General features: G+C 63.2%; 25 protein-coding genes. 8 read left to right on the plus strand and 17 right to left on the minus strand.

Annotation, left to right across the window (positions count from 1 at the left end; genetic code table 11):
* Positions 1-9 precede the first annotated feature (9 nt).
* The 4 genes from X726_RS161620 to X726_RS161605 form a co-directional block, all read right to left on the minus strand.
* Positions 10-768, minus strand: coding sequence for a F0F1 ATP synthase subunit A (locus X726_RS161620; protein ID WP_023668485.1), 759 nt, complete (start codon positions 766-768; stop codon positions 10-12).
* A gap of 65 nt (positions 769-833) precedes the next feature.
* Complete coding sequence (locus X726_RS161615) at positions 834-1226, minus strand: AtpZ/AtpI family protein (RefSeq protein ID WP_023668486.1); 393 nt, start codon at positions 1224-1226, stop codon at positions 834-836.
* Positions 1227-1491: 265 nt separating this feature from the next.
* A complete protein-coding gene (locus X726_RS161610) occupies positions 1492-2676 on the minus strand; it encodes a cell wall hydrolase (protein ID WP_023668487.1) in 1185 nt (394 codons plus the stop codon).
* Positions 2677-2812: 136 nt separating this feature from the next.
* The gene (locus X726_RS161605) at positions 2813-4108 is read right to left on the minus strand and encodes an MFS transporter (protein ID WP_033001748.1); all 1296 of its coding nucleotides are present in this window, start codon (positions 4106-4108) and stop codon (positions 2813-2815) included.
* 117 nt (positions 4109-4225) lie between these two features.
* On the opposite strand from X726_RS161605, the gene X726_RS161600 reads away from it, so the two are divergent.
* Positions 4226-5134: a LysR substrate-binding domain-containing protein gene (locus X726_RS161600; RefSeq protein WP_023668489.1), complete on the plus strand. Its 909-nt coding sequence runs from the start codon at positions 4226-4228 to the stop codon at positions 5132-5134.
* A gap of 233 nt (positions 5135-5367) precedes the next feature.
* On the opposite strand, the gene der is transcribed toward X726_RS161600, so the two are convergent.
* Both der and X726_RS161590 read right to left on the minus strand, forming a co-directional pair.
* Positions 5368-6798 (minus strand): ribosome biogenesis GTPase Der, encoded by a 1431-nt coding sequence (gene der / locus X726_RS161595; RefSeq protein ID WP_023668490.1) that lies wholly within the window; start codon positions 6796-6798, stop codon positions 5368-5370.
* 76 nt (positions 6799-6874) lie between these two features.
* Positions 6875-7537 carry a tetratricopeptide repeat protein gene (locus X726_RS161590; protein ID WP_023668491.1) on the minus strand — a complete coding sequence of 221 codons (663 nt, stop codon included), beginning with the start codon at positions 7535-7537 and terminating at the stop codon, positions 6875-6877.
* Positions 7538-7730: 193 nt separating this feature from the next.
* On the opposite strand from X726_RS161590, the gene X726_RS161585 reads away from it, so the two are divergent.
* Positions 7731-8735, plus strand: coding sequence for a polysaccharide deacetylase family protein (locus tag X726_RS161585; RefSeq protein WP_031214688.1), 1005 nt, complete (start codon positions 7731-7733; stop codon positions 8733-8735).
* 26 nt (positions 8736-8761) lie between these two features.
* On the opposite strand, the gene sbmA is transcribed toward X726_RS161585, so the two are convergent.
* The 3 genes from sbmA to X726_RS161570 form a co-directional block, all read right to left on the minus strand.
* The gene (sbmA, locus tag X726_RS161580; protein ID WP_023668493.1) at positions 8762-10018 is read right to left on the minus strand and encodes a peptide antibiotic transporter SbmA; all 1257 of its coding nucleotides are present in this window, start codon (positions 10016-10018) and stop codon (positions 8762-8764) included.
* Positions 10019-10133: 115 nt separating this feature from the next.
* On the minus strand, positions 10134-11291 hold the full coding sequence (locus X726_RS161575) for a YbfB/YjiJ family MFS transporter (RefSeq protein ID WP_023738455.1): 1158 nt from the start codon (positions 11289-11291) through the stop codon (positions 10134-10136).
* An 81-nt stretch (positions 11292-11372) separates the two neighbouring features.
* On the minus strand, positions 11373-11588 hold the full coding sequence (locus tag X726_RS161570; protein WP_023668495.1) for a hypothetical protein: 216 nt from the start codon (positions 11586-11588) through the stop codon (positions 11373-11375).
* A gap of 94 nt (positions 11589-11682) precedes the next feature.
* Between X726_RS161570 and X726_RS161565 the strand changes: the two genes are divergently transcribed.
* The 3 genes from X726_RS161565 (at position 11683) to X726_RS161555 (ending at position 14305) form a co-directional block, all read left to right on the plus strand.
* Positions 11683-12597, plus strand: coding sequence for a LysR substrate-binding domain-containing protein (locus X726_RS161565; protein ID WP_023738453.1), 915 nt, complete (start codon positions 11683-11685; stop codon positions 12595-12597).
* Positions 12598-12682: 85 nt separating this feature from the next.
* Positions 12683-13939 (plus strand): aminopeptidase, encoded by a 1257-nt coding sequence (locus X726_RS161560; protein ID WP_023668497.1) that lies wholly within the window; start codon positions 12683-12685, stop codon positions 13937-13939.
* Between the two features lie 9 nt (positions 13940-13948).
* Positions 13949-14305: a DUF488 domain-containing protein gene (locus X726_RS161555; RefSeq protein ID WP_023668498.1), complete on the plus strand. Its 357-nt coding sequence runs from the start codon at positions 13949-13951 to the stop codon at positions 14303-14305.
* A 138-nt stretch (positions 14306-14443) separates the two neighbouring features.
* Here the strand turns inward: X726_RS161555 and X726_RS161550 are convergent, their stop codons facing one another.
* Complete coding sequence (locus X726_RS161550; RefSeq protein ID WP_023709906.1) at positions 14444-14791, minus strand: ArsC family reductase; 348 nt, start codon at positions 14789-14791, stop codon at positions 14444-14446.
* A 165-nt stretch (positions 14792-14956) separates the two neighbouring features.
* Between X726_RS161550 and X726_RS161545 the strand changes: the two genes are divergently transcribed.
* A complete protein-coding gene (locus X726_RS161545; RefSeq protein WP_023668500.1) occupies positions 14957-15313 on the plus strand; it encodes a metalloregulator ArsR/SmtB family transcription factor in 357 nt (118 codons plus the stop codon).
* Positions 15310-15789, plus strand: coding sequence for an SRPBCC family protein (locus X726_RS161540; protein ID WP_023668501.1), 480 nt, complete (start codon positions 15310-15312; stop codon positions 15787-15789). Before X726_RS161545 ends, X726_RS161540 begins: the two co-directional genes overlap by 4 nt.
* A 91-nt stretch (positions 15790-15880) precedes the next feature.
* Here X726_RS161540 and X726_RS161535 read toward each other — a convergent pair whose 3' ends face one another.
* Positions 15881-16234 (minus strand): nuclear transport factor 2 family protein, encoded by a 354-nt coding sequence (locus tag X726_RS161535; RefSeq protein WP_023668502.1) that lies wholly within the window; start codon positions 16232-16234, stop codon positions 15881-15883.
* 187 nt (positions 16235-16421) lie between these two features.
* On the opposite strand from X726_RS161535, the gene X726_RS161530 reads away from it, so the two are divergent.
* Positions 16422-17126 (plus strand): SOS response-associated peptidase, encoded by a 705-nt coding sequence (locus X726_RS161530; RefSeq protein WP_023668503.1) that lies wholly within the window; start codon positions 16422-16424, stop codon positions 17124-17126.
* A gap of 440 nt (positions 17127-17566) precedes the next feature.
* On the opposite strand, the gene X726_RS161525 is transcribed toward X726_RS161530, so the two are convergent.
* The 6 genes from X726_RS161525 to X726_RS161500 form a co-directional block, all read right to left on the minus strand.
* Positions 17567-18652 (minus strand): ABC transporter ATP-binding protein, encoded by a 1086-nt coding sequence (locus X726_RS161525; protein ID WP_023668504.1) that lies wholly within the window; start codon positions 18650-18652, stop codon positions 17567-17569.
* A complete protein-coding gene (locus X726_RS161520) occupies positions 18642-19241 on the minus strand; it encodes a cupin domain-containing protein (protein ID WP_023668505.1) in 600 nt (199 codons plus the stop codon). Before X726_RS161520 ends, X726_RS161525 begins: the two co-directional genes overlap by 11 nt.
* Positions 19242-19520: 279 nt before the next feature.
* Positions 19521-20627: an ABC transporter substrate-binding protein gene (locus tag X726_RS161515; protein ID WP_023668506.1), complete on the minus strand. Its 1107-nt coding sequence runs from the start codon at positions 20625-20627 to the stop codon at positions 19521-19523.
* A 25-nt stretch (positions 20628-20652) separates the two neighbouring features.
* Positions 20653-21477 (minus strand): ABC transporter permease, encoded by an 825-nt coding sequence (locus X726_RS161510; RefSeq protein ID WP_023668507.1) that lies wholly within the window; start codon positions 21475-21477, stop codon positions 20653-20655.
* Positions 21474-22355 (minus strand): ABC transporter permease, encoded by an 882-nt coding sequence (locus X726_RS161505; RefSeq protein WP_023668508.1) that lies wholly within the window; start codon positions 22353-22355, stop codon positions 21474-21476. The genes X726_RS161510 and X726_RS161505 overlap by 4 nt, the downstream gene beginning before the upstream one ends.
* Before the next feature lie 96 nt (positions 22356-22451).
* Positions 22452-23729: an FAD-binding oxidoreductase gene (locus X726_RS161500; RefSeq protein ID WP_023668509.1), complete on the minus strand. Its 1278-nt coding sequence runs from the start codon at positions 23727-23729 to the stop codon at positions 22452-22454.
* Positions 23730-23751: the final 22 nt, after the last annotated feature.

Consider the following 23751-nt stretch of genomic DNA (forward strand, 5'->3'; position numbering starts at 1 on the left):
AATTCTAGGTCAGTGCCCGGGATGCAGGGCGTCGTTCAGATACATGCAGGTCAGCACCGCAAAGACGTAGGCCTGCAGGAAAGCGACCAGCAATTCCAGCGCGGTCAGCGCGACTGCCATGGCCAGCGGCAACACCGAACCGGCAACGCCGACGGCGCCGAGCGCGCTCAGGCTGACGACGAAGCCCGAAAACACCTTCAGTGTGATGTGGCCGGCCAGCATGTTGGCGAACAGACGAACCGAGAGGCTGACCGGGCGCGACACGAAGGAGATCACTTCGATCAGCACCACCAGTGGCAGCAGGAACACCGGAACGCCATGCGGCACGAAGAGCTTGAGGAAACCCAGACCGTGCTTCGTGAAGCCGTAGACAACGACGGTTCCGATCACCAGGGCTGCGAGGCCGAAGGTGACGATGATGTGGCTGGTGACGGTGAAGAAGTACGGGAAAAGGCCAAGCAGGTTGGCGACCAGTACGAACATGAACAACGAGAACACGAAGGGGAAGAACTTCATGCCCTGCGTTCCGGCGGCGTCGCGCAGCATGTTGGAGACGAACTCGTAGCCCATTTCCGAAACCGACTGCAGGCGCCCGGGAACAAGGCTGCGGCTGGAGGTCGAGAGGTACAGAAACGCCGATGCGACGAGCACGGTCGCGACCATGAACAGGGACGAATTGGTGAAGGACAGGTCATAGCCTCCGATATTGATCGGAATCAGCTTGACGATATGGAACTGGTGGATCGGATCGACCTTGTCAGCAGCCATTTACATCCCCGTCAAAACCGCGAGCGGCCTTAAGTGTCCTTGTGCGCCATTGGCGGCGCGCCATTTCATTCTTTCGGATCGTGCGACTTCTCGCTTTTTCCGAATTCCGCCACAACACCTGACGAACGCAGGACATTGAGCACGCCGGCGCCAAAGCCCAGCAACAAGCCGACGACCAGACCCCATGGCGAGGTTCCCGCCACGCGATCCAGAAACCAGCCAAGGCCCACACCCACCACTATCCCGGCGATGAACTCGCTGGACAGCTTGAGCGCCTGGCCATATCCGGCCGTCGCTTTCGCGCCGTCATTCCCCTCGAGCTGATCCGGCCGTCTTGTCGCAAGCGATGCTCCAAGCTCACGCCGGCGGCGTTCGAGATCTTCGTCGCGGATGTCGGCCTCGTGCTTGCTGCCGCGGCCGGTTTCTCCGGTTCCGTCTGGCCCGTTCTTGTCGGCCATCGTAACCCCCCTGCCCGGTCAGACCGTCACCGTCCGTCCGCTTCTAAAGTCGCCGGCAACATAGTTAGAGGGTTTGCGCCCGTCAAGCCACGGGCGGGACTTCAAAGCCATGTATTTTTTCTATTGGAATCAACCACTTGGCGAGGTGCGACATCGTGCCCGGCACTATCGGGTCGGCACATGCCCCGAATCCGTCCGGCGACCGCTGTCCGATTTCGGCTTCCAGGGCCTTTGCGGTTCGTTTGCGACAGGCAAGCCGAAGGGCTCAGCTCCAGCCGCCGCCATACGTGCGGTAGAAGATATGCAGGCCGATCTTGGTCATCTTCTGCATCGTGCGCGCCCAGCCCGGATGGACATAGTTGGCGTAGTAATGGGTCGATGAGCCGACTTCGGGAATGAAGATCTTGCCGGCGGTGACCGCCATCGCGACGTCCTGCGCGGTCTTGTAGTGGGCGGGGCTCTCGATGCGCTTCTTGCGGCCGTCGCAGGCGAAGGAGAACTGGCAGCGGTTCAGCCAGTTGTCGTTCTGGTAGACGACGCCGCAAATCGAGTTCGGATAGGCCGGATTGCGGACTCGGTTCAGAATGACCTGCGCGACGGCGGCCTGGCCGCGCACGGATTCGCCGCGCGCCTCGAAATAGATGCCGTTGGCAAGGCAGGCCTGCTCCTTCGTGGAGAAGACGCTGGCCGGCAGCGGGTTCTGGATCCACGAATGATCGCCCTTGGCCATCGGCGGAATGAAGCGCCCGCTGCTCGGCTCCTCGTCCTGCAGCAGCGCTTCGAAGGGCGAGGCCTTGGCGTAATCTGGTTCGGCCTGGGCATAGGCGGTGGCCAGCACGTCCGGTCTGTCATTGTTGACGAGGGCGGCAAGCATGGCCGGCACGCCGGGATCGGGCTTCTTGTCCACATTGGTGTGGAAGGCCTGGGCGATCTGGATTTCCTTGCCCTTGATGCCGGGCTTGGCGAAGGCGAGCTTCAGGCCGCTGTCCATGCTCGGCCGCAGCAGCGAGGACGTGCGCTGAAAGATCGAGCCGGCATTGAAGTTCTTCGGCGGCGCCACCGGCGAGACCTGGATGATGCGGCCCTTCTTGTCGGCGCGCATGATGCGGTCCTCGTCGGGCGTGATGCCGGCGACATTGCCCTTGCCGCGAAACGAGACCTTGCCGACGCCGGGCAGGCGCACGCCCGAGCCCGAGAGCGAACCGGTGGTGACGGAATCGATGAAAGGCATTTCGGCGGCATGAACCGAGCCGGCGACGGAGCGCTCGACATAAGAGTTCCAGCGGGTGCCCGAAGCTTCGAGGCCGGAAATCAAGCTGCCCATGTCCTGGTAGGCGACGACGGTCGGAAAGCCGATCCAGATGCCGAGCCCGATGACCAATGGCGATACGAAGGAACGTTTTTTCTCACCGGCGGCGGCGGCCAGCCGCTTCAGGACACGTCGATGCACGGGGAACTCTCCAGAAACGCCACTGAGCCACTGGAGAGCCAAAGTGAAGCATTAACCTTGATGCGGGGTTAACGCGGTTGATCGTGTTTTTCCGAAGCGGCCCGAAATGGGACGCCGTTTGCCGACCGGCAACCCGTCAGTCCGGCCGCAGGAAAATTGGCCATGCAATCAAGGCGCAGAGCGCGCCCACCAGCCAGACGCCAGGCCACGACCAGATGAGCAGCAATGCCGGAATGGCGGTCGGCACCACGAAGAAGGCGATGAAGACGAAGCTGTTGGCAAGACCGAGCGCGGTTCCGGCGCGGCTGGCGCCGGCAAGCGTGGCGAGTTCGGTGTAGGCGACGCCATGCCAGGCGGAGACCGAAATGCCGGCAACGACCAGCAGCACGGCGATCGCCAGGATCAACGCGGCATGGGCGTCTGGCGTGGCTCCTGCCGCCAGGACCAGCAGGCCGACGGCCGCGAAGCCAAGCGCGCTTGTCATGCTGCAGAGGCGCAGGAACCAGCGGCGGTTGCCATGGCGGTCGGTGAAGCGGCCGCTCCAGACGCGCATCACCATGGCGCCGGTCTGCACCGCGGCAAGGCTGGCGCTGATCGTGAGCGTGGCCATGCCGGCGAAATCGTGCAGGAAGACCGAGGCAAAGGTCAGCACCGCCACTTGCGGAAAGCAGAGCAGGCCGATGGCGGTGGCGATGCGCCAGACCTCGACATTGCGCAGCGGCGCCGGACCGCCCGACTTTGCCATGGCCATGCTGCCGGCATTGTCCAGTTCCGGCGGCTGGTGCAGCCATCGCCAGGCAAACAGCGCAGAGACGGCGTTCATGGCGGCCAGCAGCCCGAAGACCGCCGCGAAACCGTGCACCGATGCCAGCGACGGCAGGACCAGCGCGCCGAGCCCGCCGCCGAGCGGCACGGCGGTCTGCCTAATGCTCATGGCAAAGCCACGTTCGCCTTCGTGGAACCAGGCCATGATGGCGCGGCCGCTGGAACCGTTGACGCTGCCGCCGAGCAGGCCGGCGACCAGAAGGCATGCGGCCAGCATTGCGACGCCAGGCACATAGGTCACTGAGGGCACGATGAACAACGCCATCAAGGCGAGCCACGCCGCGGTCGCGCCAAGGCCGGTCAACAGCACGCCGCGATCGCCCCAGCGGTCGGTGAGCAGACCCCAGGGCAGTTCGCTCAAGGCAACGCCCAGTCCGAGAAGGCCGAGGACCAGGCCGAGATTGCCATTGCTCAAGTGATAGCCCGACCGCAGAAACACCGCCGCCGCCGGTATGCCGGCGAAGGTGGCGGAGAAACTGGCATTGGCGGCAACGCCGATGCCAAGCACCTTCCAGCGATGATTGGCGCGAAATCGTTCAGCCTTCGACCTGACGGCGGCGGCTCGGCCAACCCGGCCTGGCTCACGATTTGCGTCGGCAATCGACATGGCGGGACTCCTGTTGATGCCCTTTCGGGACCTTGACGCCTCGTCTTTACCGCCATAACTTCATCCCGAATATCGGGAATTTTTTGACAATTGTTCCCGAAAAACAGGACCGTTTTGATGCGCCGCGTAACCTTCGACCTCGATGTCCTCCGAAGCTTCGTCACCGGCATGGAACTCGGCAGCTTCGCCAAGGCCGCCGACCGGCTTGGACGCTCGACTTCGGCGGTGAGCGCGCAATTGAAGAAGCTGGAGGACCAGGCGGCGACGCCGATCTTCCGCAAGTCGGGCCGCGGACTGGCGTTGACCGAAGCCGGCGAAACCATGCTCGGCTATGCCAGGCGGCTGCTCGAGTTGAACGACGAGGCGGCCTCGGCCATCCACGACGTGGAACTGGAAGGCTGGGTCAGGCTCGGCCTGCAGGAGGATTTCGGCGAGGCGGTGCTGCCGGAGGTGCTCGGACGCTTCGCCCGCGCGCACCCCAAGGTCAAGATCGAGGCGCGGATCGGGCGCAGCTATGAACTCGCCGAGCGGATCACATCAGGCAATCTCGACATTGCGCTGGCCTGGGACAGCGGCCAGGCGCTGCCTTACAGCCGGCATGTCGGCGACGCGCAATTGCGCTGGATCGGGCCGGCAAAGCTGATCGAGACCAGGCTGCGCGAGGGCGAGGCACTGCCGCTGGTGGCGCTGGAAGCGCCATGCCTGCTGCGCACAGTGACGACGGAAACGCTCGACCGCGCCGGCCTGCCATGGCGGATGGCCTTCTCCAGCCCCAGCCTTGGCGGCATCTGGGCGGCGGTCGCCGCCGGCCTCGGCCTGACGATCCGCACCGATATCGGCCTGCCGGCCAATGTCAGGGCGATGGCGCCGCAAACGCTGGGCTTACCCGCGCTGCCGACCATGGCGCTGGTGCTGCACCAGAAAGACGCCGAACTGGACCCGGTGGCGGCGCGGCTGGCGGATATATTGTGGCACGCGGCGGTGGCGGCGCTGCCGCAGGACGAGCGGTTGAGAGAGGTCGCTTAGACGGAAGCGGCTGTCCAGCGTAGCGTTCCGTCACACCCCCCTCTGTCCTGCCGGACATCTCCCCCGCAAGGGGGGAGATTGGATCTCGCGAATGCTTTCGCCAATTTTCAACGTTGCAAGAGAGGCTCCAAAGACGAAACGACTGATCTCCCCCCTTGCGGGGGAGATGCCCGGCAGGGCAGAGGGGGGTGCTGTCCCGCCAATCTTGCGGAGAATTCCGCAACCGTCATCGCTCACTTGCGCTTGTTCGCTCTCCCCGCGAACGGGTTGTCCGAAGTCCGCAGCGCTATCCGGATCGGCACGCCGGGCATGTCGAAGGCTTCGCGCAGGCTGTTGGAGAGGTAGCGCACGTAGGATTGCGGCATCGCGTCGGGCCGCGAGCACTGGACGACGAAACCCGGCGGCCGGGTCTTGGCCTGGGTGACATATTTGACCTTGAGCCGGCGGCCGGCGACGGCGGGTGGCGGGTGATGCGCCAGAATGCTTTCCAGCCAACGGTTGAGCTTGCCGGTGGAAACGCGGCTGTTCCACACCTTGTGCGTCTTGATGACGGCATCCATCAGCTTGTCGAGGCTGCGGCCGGTCTCGGCCGAAACCGTCACCGCCTGGATGCCGCGCACCTGCGGCAAAAGCCGTGTGGTCTTTTCGCGCAGTTCCGTCAGCAGTTCCTGCGGATTGTCGATCAGGTCCCATTTGTTGAAGGCGATGACCGGCGCCCTGCCTTCGCGGATGATCAGGTCGGCGATCTGCAGATCCTGCTTCTCGAACGGGATGGTGGCGTCGAGCACGATGATGACGATCTCGGCAAAGCGGATGGCGCGCAAGCCGTCCTGCACCGACATCACTTCCAGCTTCTCGTGGATCCTGGCCTTGCGGCGCATGCCGGCAGTGTCGAACAGTTTTAGCCGGCGGCCATGCCAGTCCCAGTCGACGGAGATGGAATCGCGGGTGATGCCGGCTTCCGGGCCGGTCAGCAGCCGCTCCTCGCCGATCAACGCGTTGATCAGCGTCGACTTGCCGGCATTGGGCCGGCCGACGACGGCGATGCGCATCGGCTTGGTGTCGTCATAGGCGGGTTCGGCGTCGGGATCGGTGATGTCCTCGCCGATCAGCACCTCGCTGGCGGCGACGTCCTCGGCCTCGTCTTCTTCCTCGCCGAAGGCGCGGTCTTTGCCCAGCGCCTCGATCACCGCGTCGCGCAGATCGGGCATGCCCTGGCCGTGCTCGGCCGAGACCGGGATCGGCTCGCCCAAGCCCAGTTCCCAGGCTTCCAGCATGCCGCCCTGGGCGCCCTTGGCCTCGGCCTTGTTGGCGACCAGCACGACCGGCTTGCCGGACTTGCGCACGATCTCGGCAAAGGTGCGGTCGTCGGGCAAAAGCCCGGACTTGGCGTCGATGGTGAAGAAGATCAGGTCGGCTTCGCGGATCGCGATCTCGGTCTGCGCGCGCATGCGGCCGGGCAACGTCGAGGCGGCGGCGTCTTCGAAACCGGCGGTGTCGATGACATCGAAATGCAGATCGTAGAGTTTGGCCGCGTGGACGCGACGGTCGCGGGTGACGCCCGGCGTGTCGTCGACAAGCGCCAGCTTCCGTCCCACCAATCGGTTGAAAAGCGTCGATTTGCCGACATTGGGCCGGCCGATAATGGCGACTTTGAAGCTCATCCGGCTATCCATATCATCGCCCAAACCGCAGCGCGCCCTTGGGTCAGGCCCGAGGGCAGGCTTTGGGCGATGCGTATCATGACGCGCCCGAGCCGCGGATCAATTCCGACATCAGCGTCGCCCGCTGGCGCGCGTTGCGCGGGGCGCCGTCATCGGCGGCGATCTGGTCGAACAGTTTCAGCGCATCCTGGGTCTTGCCTTCCTTCCAGGCGGCAAGGCCGAGCGCTTCGCGCGCTGTGTGGCGCAGCGTGTTGTTGTCGGCGGTCAGCGCCTCGACGCGGCTGGAGACGTCGGCGAAGGAGCCGTGATCGACGAGCAGCAGGGCGGCCCGCAGGCGCGCCATGTCGCGAATGCCCTGCGGAATGGCGGTGTCGGCGGCGACGCCATCGAAATCGGCGACGGCGGCGGCAAAGTCGCCCTTGTCGGCCTTGACGGTTGCGGCGCGCATACGGGCGAGCAGTGGATAGGCGCCGTAGCCATCCTTTTCCAGCTGTTCGAGCGCTGTCAGCGACTCGTCGCTCTTGCCGTCATTGGCAAGCTTCAGCGCCTGCGAAAACGCATCGCCCGAGCGGTTGGCGCGGGTCTCGTCCCAATAGCGGTAGCCGACGAAGGCAGCGGTGCCGAGCACCACCAGGACGGCGAGGACAAGGATCGCCGGGCCGAAACGATCCCAAAGCACCTGCGCCTTTTCGCGACGGATCTCGTCGTTGACTTCGCGGATAAAACTGTCGTCGGACATCAATCAAAACCATTGCTGCCCCAACAGGGGCGCTTCTTGAGCCCGCGTTTTAGCGAAATTTCGCGGGCATGGAAGGGGCTCGGCAGGAAAATCGGCTAATCGCCAGGCGCATAGCTGCCGACGTTGATCGCACCCACGCCACATTTTGCCGATAGCCGGCTTGGACTGCCTCCAGATCAAGCCCAGATTGCCGATGCCACGTTTGTCCCGCGTTGTTGCGTTTTCCTCAGCCGTGTTTGCCATGGCTGGTGCGGCTTTCGCCGACCCGCCGGCGGCGCCATCCCCGGCAAAGCCGAAGCAGATCGTCATCATCTCGTTCGACAGCGCCCGTGAGATATCGCAATGGCAGCGCAGCCGGGCGCTAGCCAAGCGCACCGGCGCGCATTTTACCTACTTCCTTTCCTGCGTGTTCCTGCTGTCGCAGCAGACACGCGCCGAATACACCGCGCCGGCCAGGTCCGCGGGCAAATCCAACATCGGCTTTGCCGTCTCGAAGCAGGAAGTCGCGGACCGACTCGACCAGATCGGGCTTGCCGCTGCGGAGGGCCATGACATTGCCAGCCATGGCTGCGGCCATTTCGACGGCAAGGACTGGAGCAAGGCCGACTGGCTGAAGGAATTCGCCTCGTTCGGGCGCATTCTGGAGAACGCCTATACGATCAACGGCATTGCGCCCGAGCCCGCAGGCTGGCGCGCTATTGCCCATGCCGTGGTCGGCTTTCGCGCGCCCTATCTGTCGACCAGCAAAGGGCTCTACGAGGCCCTGCCTGAAGCCGGCTACCACTATGACGCCAGCGGCGTCTCGAACGGCCCGGTCGAGCCGCCGACCGGCGGCGGCTTGACCCGCTTTTCGCTGCCACAGATCCCGGAAGGCCCGAGTTCAAGGCCGGTGATCGCCATGGACTACAATCTCTATGTCAGGCATTCCGGCGGTTTCGAGCGGCCGAGCCAGGCAGCCGAGTTCAGCGATCGGACCTACCAGGCCTTCCGTGCTGCCTTCGACAAGCAATATCAGGGCAAGCGCATCCCACTGGTGCTGAGCTTCCACTTCACCTTGATGAACAACGGCGCCTACTGGAACGCGCTGGAGCGCTTTGCCGACGAGACCTGCGTGAAAGCCGACGTCGAATGCATCAGTTTTCGCGATTATGTGCAGCGGCAACGTGGTAGCGAGAGGCAGGCGGCGGTGGGCGGCTGAGCCGCCAACCGTCTATGCAGATAGGATCAAGCCGGGTCGGGTTCCTTTGCCTGGCGCGCGAGGAAACGACGATCGATATCGGGAAGCGGCTCGCCGTGGATAATTGCCTCGAAGGCACGCAGGCGCTTGTAAATGGACAGAAGCTCGACAATCGTTGTCCACGCATTGACGAGATATTGGAACGAGGAGCGCACTTGCCCGAAGGCATCGAGAATTCGGTTCAATAGACCCAAACTGATTTTGGCGGCCACCATCGTTGGGACCAATACTATATAAGGGAATATATTATCTATCTGAAGATAGAATATGCGAGCCACATTGAAATACATGTAGTGGAAGTAAAGCCTAAAGTAATTTCGCCGCACGTTGTTAAATAGTTCGGCGACAGTGGGCGGCCGAGCACGATTCGGATCATCTTCACCATAAACAAGTTCTTTTCGATAGGCAGCCTCGACGCGCTGGTTACGGAATTCGAGGCCTGGCAACTTGATGCCGACGAGCGCCAAGAAAGTAGTCCCAAAAATCGACCAAACAATCGCTACCACCACTAGGGAGTAAGGGACCTCTCCGACGATTGGCAATTCAGTTACATTTTTCGACAGAACGAGGAGAACGGGCAAGAATGCGATCAGCGTCATTACCGAGCGGACCAAATTCACACCGAGTGCTTCCATCGTCGTGGAAAAGCGCATGGTGTCGTCCTGGACACGCTGCGACGCTCCTTCGATAGTGCGAAGCCTGTCCCAATAGAACATGTAGTATTCATTCATCGCCGTGCGCCAGCGGAAGATCCAATGGCTCACAAAAAATAGGTTAAGGACACCCACGGCAACGGCCAATCCAGCGACCCAGGAGATGGTCAGCAGTTGGCTGTAGAAATCCCACGGCGTTGTCGAATACGCCTTGCCGAGCGCCCGCTGTATGAGATCGTAGAACGGTCCGTACCAAGCGTTAAAGGCTACATCCACTTGAACCTGGAAATAGATCACGAAGAGAATGAGCGCGGACCCAAGGATCGACCAGTTCTGCCAAGGATGGGGTGAATACCACCTCCAAAAGCCAGCGAAAAGCGCTACGCCCGTGCCGTAGTATAGGTAGAACCAGACGAACGGGTCAGACCAAAAGACTTCAACGCCAACGGGCGTGTCGGCTGCCACCGGAGCAAGCCCAATCAGGGTACCCAGCTCTTGGCCGCCGAAAAACCAAATTATGATGAGCAAAAGGCTCCAGACGGCGGCCGAGGTGAAAAACAGCTTCGGCTGCGGGAAGAAGGATACGAACACTGTGGTGAAATCCTCGGTCGGTGCGCAAATCAGCGGGGTTCAGCGGGCATAAAGTCACACATTAGGTGGAAAGCAAATGCCCGTACCCGATGCCCGGCATCGAGCAAGACCACAATCATGGCGATTTTGGCGCGGCCGACCAGGTGATCCCAGCAGATACCAGCAATACGCCAGCAGCGACGATCGAGGCCAGGAAGAAGTTGCCCGAGGCTTGCGCCAGCAGTCCGGCGACGATCGGGCCGACGATCTGGCCGATGCCGAAGGAAGCGGTCATCAGCGCAAAAATCCGGCGCGGCGCCTCCGGCACGAGCTGCCTTGCCGTCTGCAGGCCGAGCGCGGTGATGGCGATGAAGGTGCCGCCGAGCAGGACGCCCGCCAGCAGCGGCCCGGCGGTGCCGCCGATGGCGACGCTGGCGGTGACGCCGACCACCTCGACCAGGCAGCCCACGGCATAGGCGGTATAAAGCCCGATCCGTGCCGCTACCTTCTGCCACAGCCAGACCGAGGGAAAGCCGGCAAGGCCGGTGACCATCCAGACGCTTGCCTCGAAGACGCGGCCGCCGCCGCCCTGGCGCACGATGGCGACCAGGAAGGTCGCCGTCACCACATAGCCGAAGCCGAACAGGCCGTAGGCAACGATGACTTTTGCCAACGACCGGTCCCTCGGCAGTGCCGGTTCGCGGTCGGCCACGCCGCGGCCAGGTGCGGTGCTGCCGGCGAGCAAGGCGACCATCGCAAGGCCGCCGGCGGAAATCGCTGCCGACCACAGCCAGCCCGAAGCCCAGCCGGCATGTTCGGTGACCAGAACCGCCATCAGCGCTGAGGATGCCGCGATGCCGAGGCCGACGCCGCCGAAATGCAGCGCCTGCAGGTCGCTTCTGTTGGCGGCTGCCAGGTGACCGAAGACGATCGAGGCCATGAACACCATGACGAAGGCGCTGGCGAGACCGGCAAGGAAGCGGAGGACGACAAAGGCGGTCATCGTCTCGCTCAGCCCCATCAGGGCGGCGAGCGCAGCACTGGCGGCAAGGCCGCCAAACATCAGCAGGCGCTCGCGCCCATGCGCCCAGCCGCCTGCCGCCGCAAGCGCGCCGACGAGGTAGCCGAGATAATTGGCCGACGCGATCCAGCCGGCATCGGCCGGCGACAGATGCAGTTCTTCCATCATTCCGGGCAGGATCGGCGTGTAGACGAAACGGCCAATGCCCATGGCAACGGCCATGGCGATCATGCCAGCGAGAGCTTGGCGCAAGGGTGATGGAGCGGCGTTCATTGCAGCGCACCATAGAATTGGCGACCGATGAAACAATCCGCTTTGTGTTGGGCCAGCGGGCGCGACTAACGCCCCCGCATCTCAGCCGCAGCCGACCGCCCCGGTCTCGTAGGCGGTGCGGCGCGCCGTCAGCCGGAACGGGATATCTCCGAGTTCGCGTTCCGACATGGTGTCCAGCACCGGATGCGACAATGGGTCGGTAACCCAGTCGATGACATCGCCGCCGTGCATCCCATCATAGCGGTCCGGCCGGAGGCCGGCAGCGGCTAAGATCTTGAACAATGATACGATCGTCATCCTCGCCTCCTCGGTCTGACTGTCCCACTAAAATCTGCCTTGTCGGGCTGTCTTTCAATTGAGATTTCAGCCGCGCCGGTTTAGAAAAACTGAAATGGCTATGCTGAACCGCGTCCATCTCAACGGCCTGCGCGCCGTCGAAACCGTCGCCCGCCTCGGCTCGCTCGCGGCGGCGGCCGGCGAACTCAACGTCTCGGTCAGCGCCGTCAGCCAGCAGATCAACCGCACTGAAAAGCAGCTCGGACAGGCGCTGTTCGAACGCACCGCAAGCGGGCTGGTGCTGACCGAATTCGGAACGGTTTTTTCCGCCCGGCTGGGCGCCGGTTTTCGCGAGCTGGCGCAGGCGGTGGCGCTGGCCGATGAGGCAAGCCAATGCACGCTGGTGGTTTCGGTGGCGCCGGCCTTCGCCTCGAAATGGCTGCTGCCGCGATTGTCGCGGCATTTCGACCGCCATCCCAACGTGCTGCTGCGCATCGACGCCTCGGTGCGCCTCGCCGATCTCGAACGTTCCGACATCGACATCGCCATCCGGCTTGGCGACGGCAAATGGCCGGGCGGCCGGGCGGAACTTTTGTTGGCGCAGGAAGTCTTTCCGGTCTGCGCGCCGGTGATCGCCAGGAAACTGAAGTCGATCGAAGACCTGGCGCAGACCTGCGCCATCACCGACGAGCGGGCGATGATCAACTGGGAGAGCTGGTTCAAGGCTGCCGGGGCCGAGCCGGTCAGCTTCCGCAAGGGCGCGCGCTTCACCGACCCGATGCTGTGCCTGGAATCGGCAATCGCCGGCCACGGCGTCATGCTCGGCTGGCAATTGCTGGCCGCCGATGCGCTGGCCGACGGCCGCCTCGTCGCGCCTTTCGGCGTGCGGGCGCAGAGCGGCCTCGGCTACTGGCTGGTGACCTCGGCCACCAAGACCGAAAGCCGCAAGGTGCGCGATTTCAAGATCTGGATCCGCGAAGAGATCGCGGCGACCGTGGCGCAGTTCAGCGCGCTGGAAAGCGCTGCCTAGGGCTGTCCGTCGCGACGGTGCTGGAAAGGACAGCCGCGCCGGCCTATGTTGGAACTCTCACTCCCGGACCAAGGCAGGCAGGATCATGACCACACATTCGCGCGGCGTTTCCGCAACCATCGACCCGGTGAAGCTCGACAGGCTGGCGGAAGTCGCCATCAAGGTGGGGCTGCAATTGCAGCCGGGGCAGGATCTGGTGCTGACCTCGTCGATCGCCGCACTGCCGCTGACCAGGCGCATCGTTGAGCACGCTTATAAAGCGGGCGCCGGCCTGGTGACCCCTATCTTCAACGATGACGAGATCATGCTGGCGCGCTTCCGCTACGGCGCGGATGCCGGCTTCGACCGCGCCGCCGGCTGGATGTATGAAGGCATGGCGAAGGCCTTTTCCAACAATGCGGCGCGGCTTGCCGTGCGCGGCGAGGACCCGTCGCTGTTGTCGGCGCAGGACCCGGCGAAAGTGGCGCGCGCCAACAAGGCGAACTCGATGGCCTACCAGCCGGCGCTGGAAAAGATCACCGGCTTCGACATCAACTGGAACATCGTCGCCTACCCGGATCTCGCCTGGGCAAAACAGGTCTTCCCCGGCGATGCCGACGATGTCGCGGTGGTGAAGCTCGCCGATGCGATCTTTTCGGCATCACGGGTCGATGTGGAAGACCCGATCGCAAACTGGACGGCGCACAATGCAGCGCTGCGCGGCCGCACAAAGTGGCTGAACGAGCACAATTTCCATGATCTGCATTTCAGCGGCCCGGGCACCGACCTGACCGTCGGGCTGGCCGATGGCCATGAATGGATGGGCGGCGCCTCGACTGCCAAGAACGGCGTCACCTGCAATCCGAACATCCCGACCGAGGAGGTCTTCACCACGCCGCATGCACGGCGCGTCTCCGGCCATGTATCCTCGACCAAGCCGCTGTCCTACCAAGGCACGCTGATCGACGATATCTCGGTGCGTTTCGAAGAGGGCAGGATCGTCGAAGCCAAGGCTTCGAAGGGCGAGGACGTGCTGAAGAGAGTGCTCGACACCGACGAGGGTTCGCGCCGGCTCGGCGAGGTGGCGCTGGTGCCGCATTCCTCGCCGATCTCGGCCAGCGGCCTGCTGTTCTTCAACACGCTGTTCGACGAGAACGCCGCCTGCCACATCGCGCTCGGGCAGTGCTATTCAAAATGCTTCGTCGACGGCGCCTCGCTCAGCCAGGACGAAATCGCCCAGCGCGGCGGCAACAAGAGTTTTATCCACATCGACTGGATGATCGGCTCGGACAAGATCGACATAGACGGCGTGCATAAGGATGGCCGCCGCGTGCCGGTGATGCGCAAGGGCGAGTGGGCGTAAAGGGGGCGGATGGCCTTCGACCTGACGGTCAAGCGAATTTACGAAGCACCCGCGCCCGATGACGGGCAGCGGGTGCTGGTCGATCGCATCTGGCCGCGCGGCGTCAGCAAGGAGGATGCCGCGCTGACGCTGTGGCTGAAGGAGATCGCGCCGAGCGATGAATTGCGGAGGTGGTTCGGACATGAGCCGGCGCGATGGGCGGAGTTTCAGGTGCGGTATTCGGTCGAACTGGATGGGAATAGAGAAGCGGTGGCGAAACTGCGTGGCTTGCTCGGCAAGGCCAAGGTGACGCTGCTTTATGGCGCGCATGACGAGGCGCATAACAATGCGGTGGCGTTGGCGGGATATTTGCGCGGGACGGGTTGAGAGACAGCGAACCGCTGCATACGCCGCAAGCGAAAGCCTTCACAATTAGCGATCGCCCTCCACGCGTTCGTCATCCTCGGGTCTGCGCTGCGTCGCTTCGCTCCTTGCTACGCCATAGGCTGACGAGGCAAGGCTACGCTACTTCACCACCCCTTCATAAGCCTCCGGCTTGAACCCCACCAAAATCTCATCCCCGACCTCGAGCACCGGGCGCTTGATCATCGTCGGGTTGGCCAGCATCAGCTTCCTGGCCTTCTTCTCGTCGAGCCCTTGCTTGTCCTTGTCCGGCAGTTCGCGAAATGTGGTGCTGCCCTTGTTGAGCAGCTTTTCCCAGCCAACCTTGCCGACCCACCCGTCCAGTCTGCCCGCCTCTATCCCCTCGGCCCGGTAGTCGTGAAAGCGGTAGGGCACAGCATGGCCCTCCAGCCAGGTGCGCGCCTTGCGGATCGTGTCGCAGGTGGTGATGCCGTACATGGTGATCGTCAAAACGCGCTTCCCTTGACTGACAGTCGAATCCTCAGACAGCCTAAAACCGCCCTCCCCGCTTTGCCAGCTTCCCAATCGCTAGCGGCGCTTTTTTAGAGGTTGCCAATACTAAGGAAATTTCCTAAGTATCTGCCTGCACCGCGTCGACAGACCTCAGGATCGCCCATGCCAAGCCTCCTCGCCCCAACTACAAGTCTCCCGCCGATCGACGGCATCTTCCGCGCGCTGGCTGACCCGACGCGGCGGCGCGTGGTCGAGCGGTTGAACCGCAGTCCGGCCTCGGTCAGCGAGTTGGCGCAGCCTTTCGAGATGGCGCTGCCTTCCTTCATCGAGCATCTGAAAGTGCTGGAAGGCTGCGGTCTGGTGCGATCGGAAAAAATCGGCCGCACCAGGACCTATCAGCTGGCGCCCGAACCGCTGCAGCTCGCCGAAAACTGGCTGGCCGAACAGCGCACGCTGTGGGAGCGCCGACTCGATCAATTCGACGCCTATGTGATGAGCCTCAAGGAGCAAGAAAAGTGAGCTATCCCTTCAAGCCCGACCCCAGACTGGACCTTGTGCTGGAGCGCAAGCTCGACGCGCCGCGCGAACTCTTGTGGAGCGCGATGACGGTGCCGGAGCATGTCAAGCAATGGTTCACGCCCAAGCCCTGGCTGATCACCGATTGCGAGATCGACCTTCGTCCGGGCGGACTGTTCCGGACGCGCATGCAATCGCCCGACGGCAAGGAGGTCAACGACCGCCATTGCTGCTATCTCGAGATCGTGCCGAACGAGCGGCTGGTGTGGACCGATGCGCTGCTGCCGGGCTATCGGCCCTCGGGCGAGCCCTTCATCACCGCAGTCATTTCGCTTCAGTCGGATGACAAGGGCACGCGCTACACGGCAACGGCCATCCATCGCGACGAGGCTACCCGCAACAATCATGAAGAGATGGGGTTCTTCGACGGCTGGGGCACGGTGGCCGATCAGCTGGCGCAGTATGTGAAGACCATTTGAGCTTTTCCCACTGCGGCCAGGACTTTGTCCCGGCCGCCTGGTTTTTGGGTCGTGCAGCGAAGCGCGCGCCGGAACCCGACGGCACCCGGGCTCAGTAGTAGAAGCGCTCTTCGGTGATCTTGCCGTTCTTGACCGTGTACAGGCCAACCTCGTCCATGGTGACCCGTTCGCCGGTGGCCTTGGGCGTTATGTCGAACTTGAAGCGCACCGCGAACTGGTCGCCGTTGACATAGGGGCCTTCGACAGAGCCGCCATGGACTTCGTGGTTCGCTTGCCACCATTCGCCCTTTTGCCTGAGAGCCTCCTTGCCACGGGCGATGGCCATCGGCCCCTCCATGGCTTCGAGGCTGACGATATCATCGGCATTGTACTTTTCACCAGCACCCAGGTGATCCCCCTGCTGGAGCATTTCGGTGAAATCCTTGGCAACATCCGCGATGGTCATGTGTGTTCCTCCTGTTCAGACTGGTTTGAAGTAGGGAAGCGCTTGCCGGCCCGCCACCTTTACCCGCACGACAGCTGACACGGTGTGTCAGGACGATGGATATAGCGCGGCTGTGTGACGACGATTGCGGCGGCGTCGGACAGCGACTTCGGTTGCAGACAAAAGCCAATTCCGCAATGCTGGGTGCATGTGCAACCTCTACAACATCACGACGACGCAAGAGGCGGTCCGCCAATGGACCCGCACATTGCACGATATCAGCGGCAACCTCGAACCTTCGCTTGATGTCTATCCCAATCAACCTGGGCTTGTCGTTCGCAACAGGGCGGATGGGGAGCGTGAACTGGCGAAACTGCTTTGGGGTTTGCCAACGCCGCCCGAGCGCATGAAAGGTAAGGCCGACTACGGCACCACCAACGTTCGCAATCCGCAATATTCGCACTGGCAGCAATATGTGGGGGTCGAGCACAGATGTGTCGTGCCGGTGACCAGCTTTGCCGAGCCCAGCCCTGCGGCGAACGATAAAGACCCGGAAACAGGAATCCAGCGAAATTACTGGTTTGCCCGTGGCGAGAGCCGGCCGTTGTTCTTCTTCGCTGGTTTCTGGACGTCTTGGCAGGGCGTGCGAAAGGTCAAGGACGGTCCCGGCGACTTCGAGCTATACGCCTTCATGACCACCAAGCCTAATGCTCTCATTGCGCCGATCCATGAGAAGGCTATGCCCGTGATCCTCACCACGCCGGAGGAAACCGAGGCTTGGCTGACGGCGCCATGGTCGAAAGCACGGCATTTGCAGCGGACGGCGCCCAACGACGCGTTGGTGATCGTTGAGAAGCCAGCCACACAGATCAAGTTCCCACCACAGGCCCCGGCCCAAGGGTCTCTGTTTTAGCCCGAAATCGGCTCTCCTCAATCGTCGTCTCGCCAGATTACCCGGCGAACCATGCGGATTTCGACAAGACGTCTGACGCGAATTTTAAGGCGTTCAGCAGCGCTTGGCAGAATGATGCCTGCATCGAGCTCACGACCTTTGCAGCGCTCGCACCGCATGTGCCGCTCCACATCCCAAAAGGGGATATCACCAACCAGCTTTGCGAGATCGCCAGGCAGATAGTGTCGAGTGATGTTGCAGTTCCGACATCGAACACGAATTAGCTGCCCGACTTCATGCGCCAAGCAGAGGGTTTGCACATTTCGGCGCGGTCGGGTGCTTAGTTCGGGCATCCCGCAAAGTAGGAATATGTTCCTTTGCGAGTCAATTCACACTTAATTCCACCTTGGCGATCTTCACAGCAGGTTAAATCCAACCGTCGATGAAGGGATTGGGTTGGATCAGCTTGGCAGCATAGGGCAGTTGGCACCACGGCGCAGGCTGATATGCGCCACGTCGCCGACGCTGAATTGAAAGCCCTCGGCCTGGCGCGGCGCATCGATCACCACCGGCAATCCCTGCCCCAGCTCAGCATGCAGCCGCAGCGTGCGGCCGTGGAAGACGATGGAGTTGACGCGCGCCGGCGCGGTGCCGGCGGCGGCATCGGTGGTGGCCAGCAAGTCCTCGGGGCGAACGCCGATGGTGCGCTCAGTGCCTTCGCCGGGTGTGTCGCCGGTTTCAGATGTTGCTTCCAGCGAAAGCCCGCCAGCGGCGAAGCGCAGGCGGTCGCCGTCGCGGCCGATGAAGCGCGATTGCAAGAGGTTCATGGTGCCGATGAAGCTTGCGACGAATTTCGTCGCCGGCCGGTCGTAAAGCGTAGCCGGCGGCGCGATCTGCTCGATGCGGCCCTTGTTCATGACGACGATGCGGTCGGAGATCGACAGCGCTTCGGTCTGGTCGTGGGTGACCATGACGAAGGTGGTGCCGAGCCGCGACTGCAGCCGCTTCAGTTCGACCTGCATCTGTTCGCGCAGATGCGCATCGAGCGCCGACAGCGGTTCATCGAGCAACAGAACGCGCGGCTCGCAGACTATGGCGCGGGCGAGCGCGACGCGCTGGCGCTGGCCACCCGACAGTTCGGAAACGCGGGCGCCGAGCTTGTCGGCGAGGCCGACCATGTCGAGGGCTTCGCGGACGCGCTTTGCCTGCTCGGCGCCGGACAGTTTGCGCAGCGACAGGCCGAAGCCGACATTCTCGGCGACCTTCATATGCGGGAACAGCGCATAATCCTGGAACACGGTGTTGACGGGACGGTCGAACGGCCTGAGCGCGGTGATGTCGCGACCATCGAGCAGCACCTTGCCGCTCGACGGGCTCTCGAAACCGGCAATGACGCGCAGGCTGGTGGTCTTGCCGCAGCCCGAGGGCCCGAGCAGGGTGATGAACTCGCCGCTGATAATGTCGAGATCGACGGCGTCGAGCCCGACAATGCCGCCGGGGAAAACCTTCGAGACCGTGTCCAGGCGTACCAGCGCATCAGGCGCCATCGCGAACCTCGGACGGCTTGGTGGTGTTGACCCAGAGGATCTGGCAAGGCTCGGTGCCGGGATTGCGGAAGGCGTGCAGAAGCGTGCTCTTGAAGGCAAAGGAGTCGCCGCTCTTCAGCACGTATTTTGTCGAGTCCACCACCAGTTCGACCTCGCCCGACAGGACATAGCCGAACTCGTGACCGATATGCGCATAGGCTTCCGCCGTGCCGCCATCGGCTTCCACGGTCACCAAGAGGCCGGTCAGCGCCGCGCCCGGCGGCGACAGCAGCGCCTTGGCGATGCCTTCCGACTTGACCGGGAGCTGCCGCCTTTTGTCGGCGCGCACGCAATAGAGATCGTTGGCGGCTTCGTTGCCGTCGGTGATCAGCGCCAAAGGCTCGATGTCGAGCGCGGCCGCAAGCGGCCAGATCACCTTGACGCGCAGCGAAGACAGGCCGCGCTCGATCTGGCTCAGCGCACCAATGGAGACGCCGGCTTTTGCTGCCAGCTCGGCCAACGACAAATTGCGCTCCAGCCGCAGCGCCCGCACGCGCCGGCCGACGCGAATGTCGGCGTCGGCCTTTGGTTTCGCTTCAAGCATGTCCATCAGTTGGTCCTTGTTGCAGTCTTTGGCGCGGCGGCAAGACCCGCGGCTTCAGGAGATTAGTCACAATTACCTGCCGTCGGCGCTGCCCTCATTGTCCTGCCGGACATTTCTCCCCGTATAGTGACGGGGAGAAAGCGGCTGGTCGCAAACTCGGCGCCATTTCTGCAACGTTTGCGATTTGCGAAATCGCTGGTGACAGCGCCCCTCTCCCCGTCACTATACGGGGAGAGGATGCCGGCAGGCAGGTGAGGGGCAGCGCAACCGTCGGCGATGGATCCCTCACCCGCCCGCCTTCACTTTCTCGAACATCTTCGCCACATCGTCGTTCTGCTTCATCGGGCCGGTGAAGATGGTGGTCTTCAGCATCACCTCCGGGTCCGCCGGCAATTGCAGCTTGTCCAGTTCGTCCTTCGCCACGCCGGCGAAGGCGGTGCTCAGCGAGCTGCCATAGCCGTAGGCCTGGATCAGGTACTTACCCGAGTCGGCGTCGAGCCGGCTGTTGATGAAGTCATAGGCGAGGTCGACGTTTTTGGCGTCCTTGAGCATGACGAAGCCGCAGGCCCAGGTCAGCATGCCCTCCTTCGGCTTCATGAACTCGACCGGCACGCCCTGCTTCTTCAGCGAGGTTGCCGACGCGTTCCAGGTCATGGCGGCGACCAGCTGGCCGCTGGCCAGCGCCTGTTCGACCGAGGTCATGTCGGTGGTGTAGTTGGAGAGCAGCGGACGCTGCTCGCGCAATTTTTCCGCCACCTTGTCCATCTGCTCCGGCGTCATATCGAAGGGGTTTACGCCGGCCAGAAGTGCTGCAACGATCGGCGTGTCATGCACGGCATCGATGGTCGCCATGCGGCCGGCATATTGCTTGTCCCACAGAAGGTTCCAGCTCGCTTCCGGGTTCTTCACCAGATCGGTGCGGTAGAGGATCGAGGTGTTGCCCCAATCCCACGGCACCATCCAGACCTTGCCGTCGCCGGCCTGGATGTCGGGCAGGTTCTTGAACACCGGGAAGATCGAATCCCAGTTCTTGATGCGCTTGGTATCGATCGGCTGCAGCAGGCCTTCCTTGTTCCAGCGCGCCACCTTGTCGTAGCAGGGATGGGCGATATCGGGGCGGAAGCCGGCCTTGACCTTGGTGAAGGCATCGTCGTCGTCGCCGAAGATCGAGGCCTCGACGCCATCGGGATGGGCCGTCAGGAAGCTCTTGTTGAAGTCTGGCAGTTCATAGCCGGACCAAGTGAAATATTGCAGCTTGTCGGCGGCGAAGGCGACAGTCGACGACAGGACGATTGCAAGCGCGGCAAGCCCGGTGCGGGCTGTCTTTGCAGTGATCGATTTCGGGCCAGTGATCGATTTCAGCCCAGTAATTGATTTCGGGTCGAATGCCATTTCGGTTCTCCTCTTTTGTTATGGTTCAGGCTGGACTGGTGGGCGCCGNACGGGCTGTGCTCAGCCCGCGATGGCGCAGGATTTCGGCGATGCCGGCGATGATGACTGACACAGCAAGGATAGCTGTCCCCAGCGCCATCACGGTCGGCAGCGAGCGAGGAAAACGCAGTTGGCTCCAGATGTAGAGCGGCAGCGTCGGCTCGGTGCCGGCGAGGAAGAAGACGACGATGAACTCGTCGAAGGAAATCAGAAAGGCCAGCATGAAGGCCGAGACGATGGCCGGCAGCGAGAGCGGCAACATCACCCGCCGGAAGGTCGTCCAGTCGGAAGCGCCGAGATCGAGTGCGGCCTCGCGAATGGTTTTCGGAATTGCGGCAAACCGGCTGCGCATGATCACCACGGTGGTCGGCAGCGCCACCAGTATGTGGCCGAGAACGATGGCGATGCGCGACGGGCCGAGGCCGATGAGATTGACGAGGATCAGCAACGATATGCCGACGATGACGCCGGGGATCAGGATCGGCAGCCTGGAGATGGCGCTGATGGTGGCGGCGAGCGGCGAACGACCGTAGAGGTCCATATAGGAGACGGTGATGCCGCAGAGCGTGGCGCCGGCGGCGGCCACGACGCCAATGACGAGACTGTTCAAAAGCGCGCCGGACAGCGCCGGATTGCCATAGAGCGTGGCATACCATTCGAGCGTGAAGCCCTGCAGCGGAAACGCGGCCTGGATGGAGTTGTTGAAGGAAAACAGCGGGATCAACAGCACCGGCAGATAGAGGAAGACGAGATAGGCAAGCACATAGACGCCGAGCCAGCCGCGGCCATCATCTCTCCGCGCGGCGCTCATGTGCGGCTGCCGAATCTGCGGTCGGCGCCGCGTGCGACCAGCACCACGCAGAGGATGACCAGCATCACGCAGACTGAAAGTGCCGCCCCGAACGGCCAGTCATTGGCCTTGCCGAACTGCGACTGGATCAATGTGCCGATCATGGTGCTGGCGGGACCGCCGACCATGGCCGGGGTGACATAGTCGCCGACCGTCGGCACAAAGACGACGAGGGCGGCCGCCAGAACGCCCGGCATCGAATTGGGCAAGACGACGCGGCGAAACGCCGTGAACGGTCTGGCGCCGAGATCGGAGGCGGCTTCGAGCAGTGATTTCGGGATGGTGTCCAGCGCCACATAGATCGGCAGGATGGCGAAGGGCGCATAGGCATGCGCCAGCGTGACGACCACCGCCGCCGGCGTGTTGAGGAAGGCCAGCGTCGGCTCCGACCAGATGCCGCTTTCGATCAGCGCCGAGTTCAAGACGCCGTTGTAGGCGAGCACGATCTTCCAGGCGAAGACGCGCAGGAGATAGCTGGTCCAGAACGGCAGGGTCACCAGAAACAAAAGCAGGCTGCGGCGGCGGCCGGCATGGAAGGCGAGATAGTAGGCGACGGGATAGGCGGTGACGACGGTCGCCAGCGTCACCAGGCCGGCGATCACCAGCGAGCGCAGCGTCACCGTCCAGTAGAGCGGATCGGAGACCACGGTGATGAAGTTGCCTGCCGTGAAGCCGGCGCCGAGCAGCGAACCGTCATTGCCGCGAAGTGAGAGGAAGAGCACAAGGCCAAGGGCAAACAGGATCAGGAACAAGGTGACCAGCCCGCCCGGCAGCAACATGGCGAAGCGGAAGCCTCGGGACGACCCTGCCGGCGCTTCTGTTGCAACGATGCTCGACATCGGACTGCTCAACGGAAATATGAAATCGGCTTAGCTTTTTTCATATTTGTGAAACTGTCAAGCTGAATCCACGAGGCCTAGGCGACCGGCACCCAATCAGCGCTCGAAGGCGTCGAGCATCCGGTACCAGGCGATGGTCGCGGCGACGCCGACCTGGCGGAAGGCGTGGAACGGGATCGGCCGGACCGGCGACAGCGGGAACGGCAATTGATTGACATCGCCGCCCGCGAGGTAGCCCGCCATGCGTTTTCCCAGCGCGGTCATCAGGCCGACGCCCCTGCCCTGGCAACCAACCACGGCGAGCAGGCCCTTTTCCGGCTCATGGATGTGCGGCAGGTGATCCGGTGTCATCGCCACGCGGCCGAACCAGCGCTTCTCGATGACGACATCGGAGAGCGCCGGATAGAGCCGCACCAGCGCGTGCTGCAGATGCGCCCAGTCGGCCGCGCTCCTCGGCCGCGCCATGCGGCCGCGGCCGCCAAGCACCAGATGGCCGTCGGCTGTTTTGCGGTAGTAGACGAGAATGCGCCTGGAGTCGGACACCGCCTGCCCTTCCGGCAGGATCGTCGCCGCAAGGTTGGATGACAGCGGCGCGGTCGCGACCTGGAAGGAATGCAGCGGCACGATCGTTTCCGCGAGGCCCGGAAGCAGTCCATCGGTATAGGCGTTCGTCGCCAGGACAACCGCTTTCGCCCGCACCTCGGCGCCGCTTTCGGTTGAGACACGCCAAAGGCCGGCCTCCTTGCGGAGTTTCACCACCTTCTGCCGCTCGGCAATGCTGGCGCCGGCGGCGGCGGCGATGCGCGCCAGTTCCACTGTATAGGCGAGCGGATCGATGATGCCGGCGCGGCGGTCGAGCCAGCCGCCGAGATAGCCTTGCGCGCCGGTCATATCGGCGATCTCGCTTTCATTCAGAAGCCGGACATCGGCGCCACGCGCCCGCCATTGACCATCCCTGTTCGCCGCCGCTTTCAATGCGGTTTCGGTATGCGCGGCCTGGATCCAGCCCTTGCGGGTGAGCGGCACCGCCAGCTTTTCGTCGCGGATGAGATCGAACACCGTATCCGCCGCCGAGGCGGCGAAATCGACCAGCGCTTGGCCACGCTCGGGGCCGAAATGCTCGAGCAGCCATTCGGGATCATATTTCAGGCCGGGAATGACCTGGCCGCCATTGAGGCCCGAGGCGCCCTGGCCGATCTCGCCAGCCTCCAGCACCTGTACACCGAGACCGAGCCGGGCTGCGTGCAAGGCGGTCGACAGGCCCATGAAGCCGCCGCCGACGATGGCAACGTCGACCGGCGCAGTGACGAGCAACTGGAAGGCGGATGCGGTCTGCGGCTTCTGCCAGATCGGAACGGAAAACGGTGCGGGCAAGGCTTCACCTGGAGTATGCGGA

Origin of the sequence: Mesorhizobium sp. LSJC285A00, assembly GCF_000503155.1 — a bacterium.
In the GTDB taxonomy this organism is placed as follows: domain Bacteria; phylum Pseudomonadota; class Alphaproteobacteria; order Rhizobiales; family Rhizobiaceae; genus Mesorhizobium.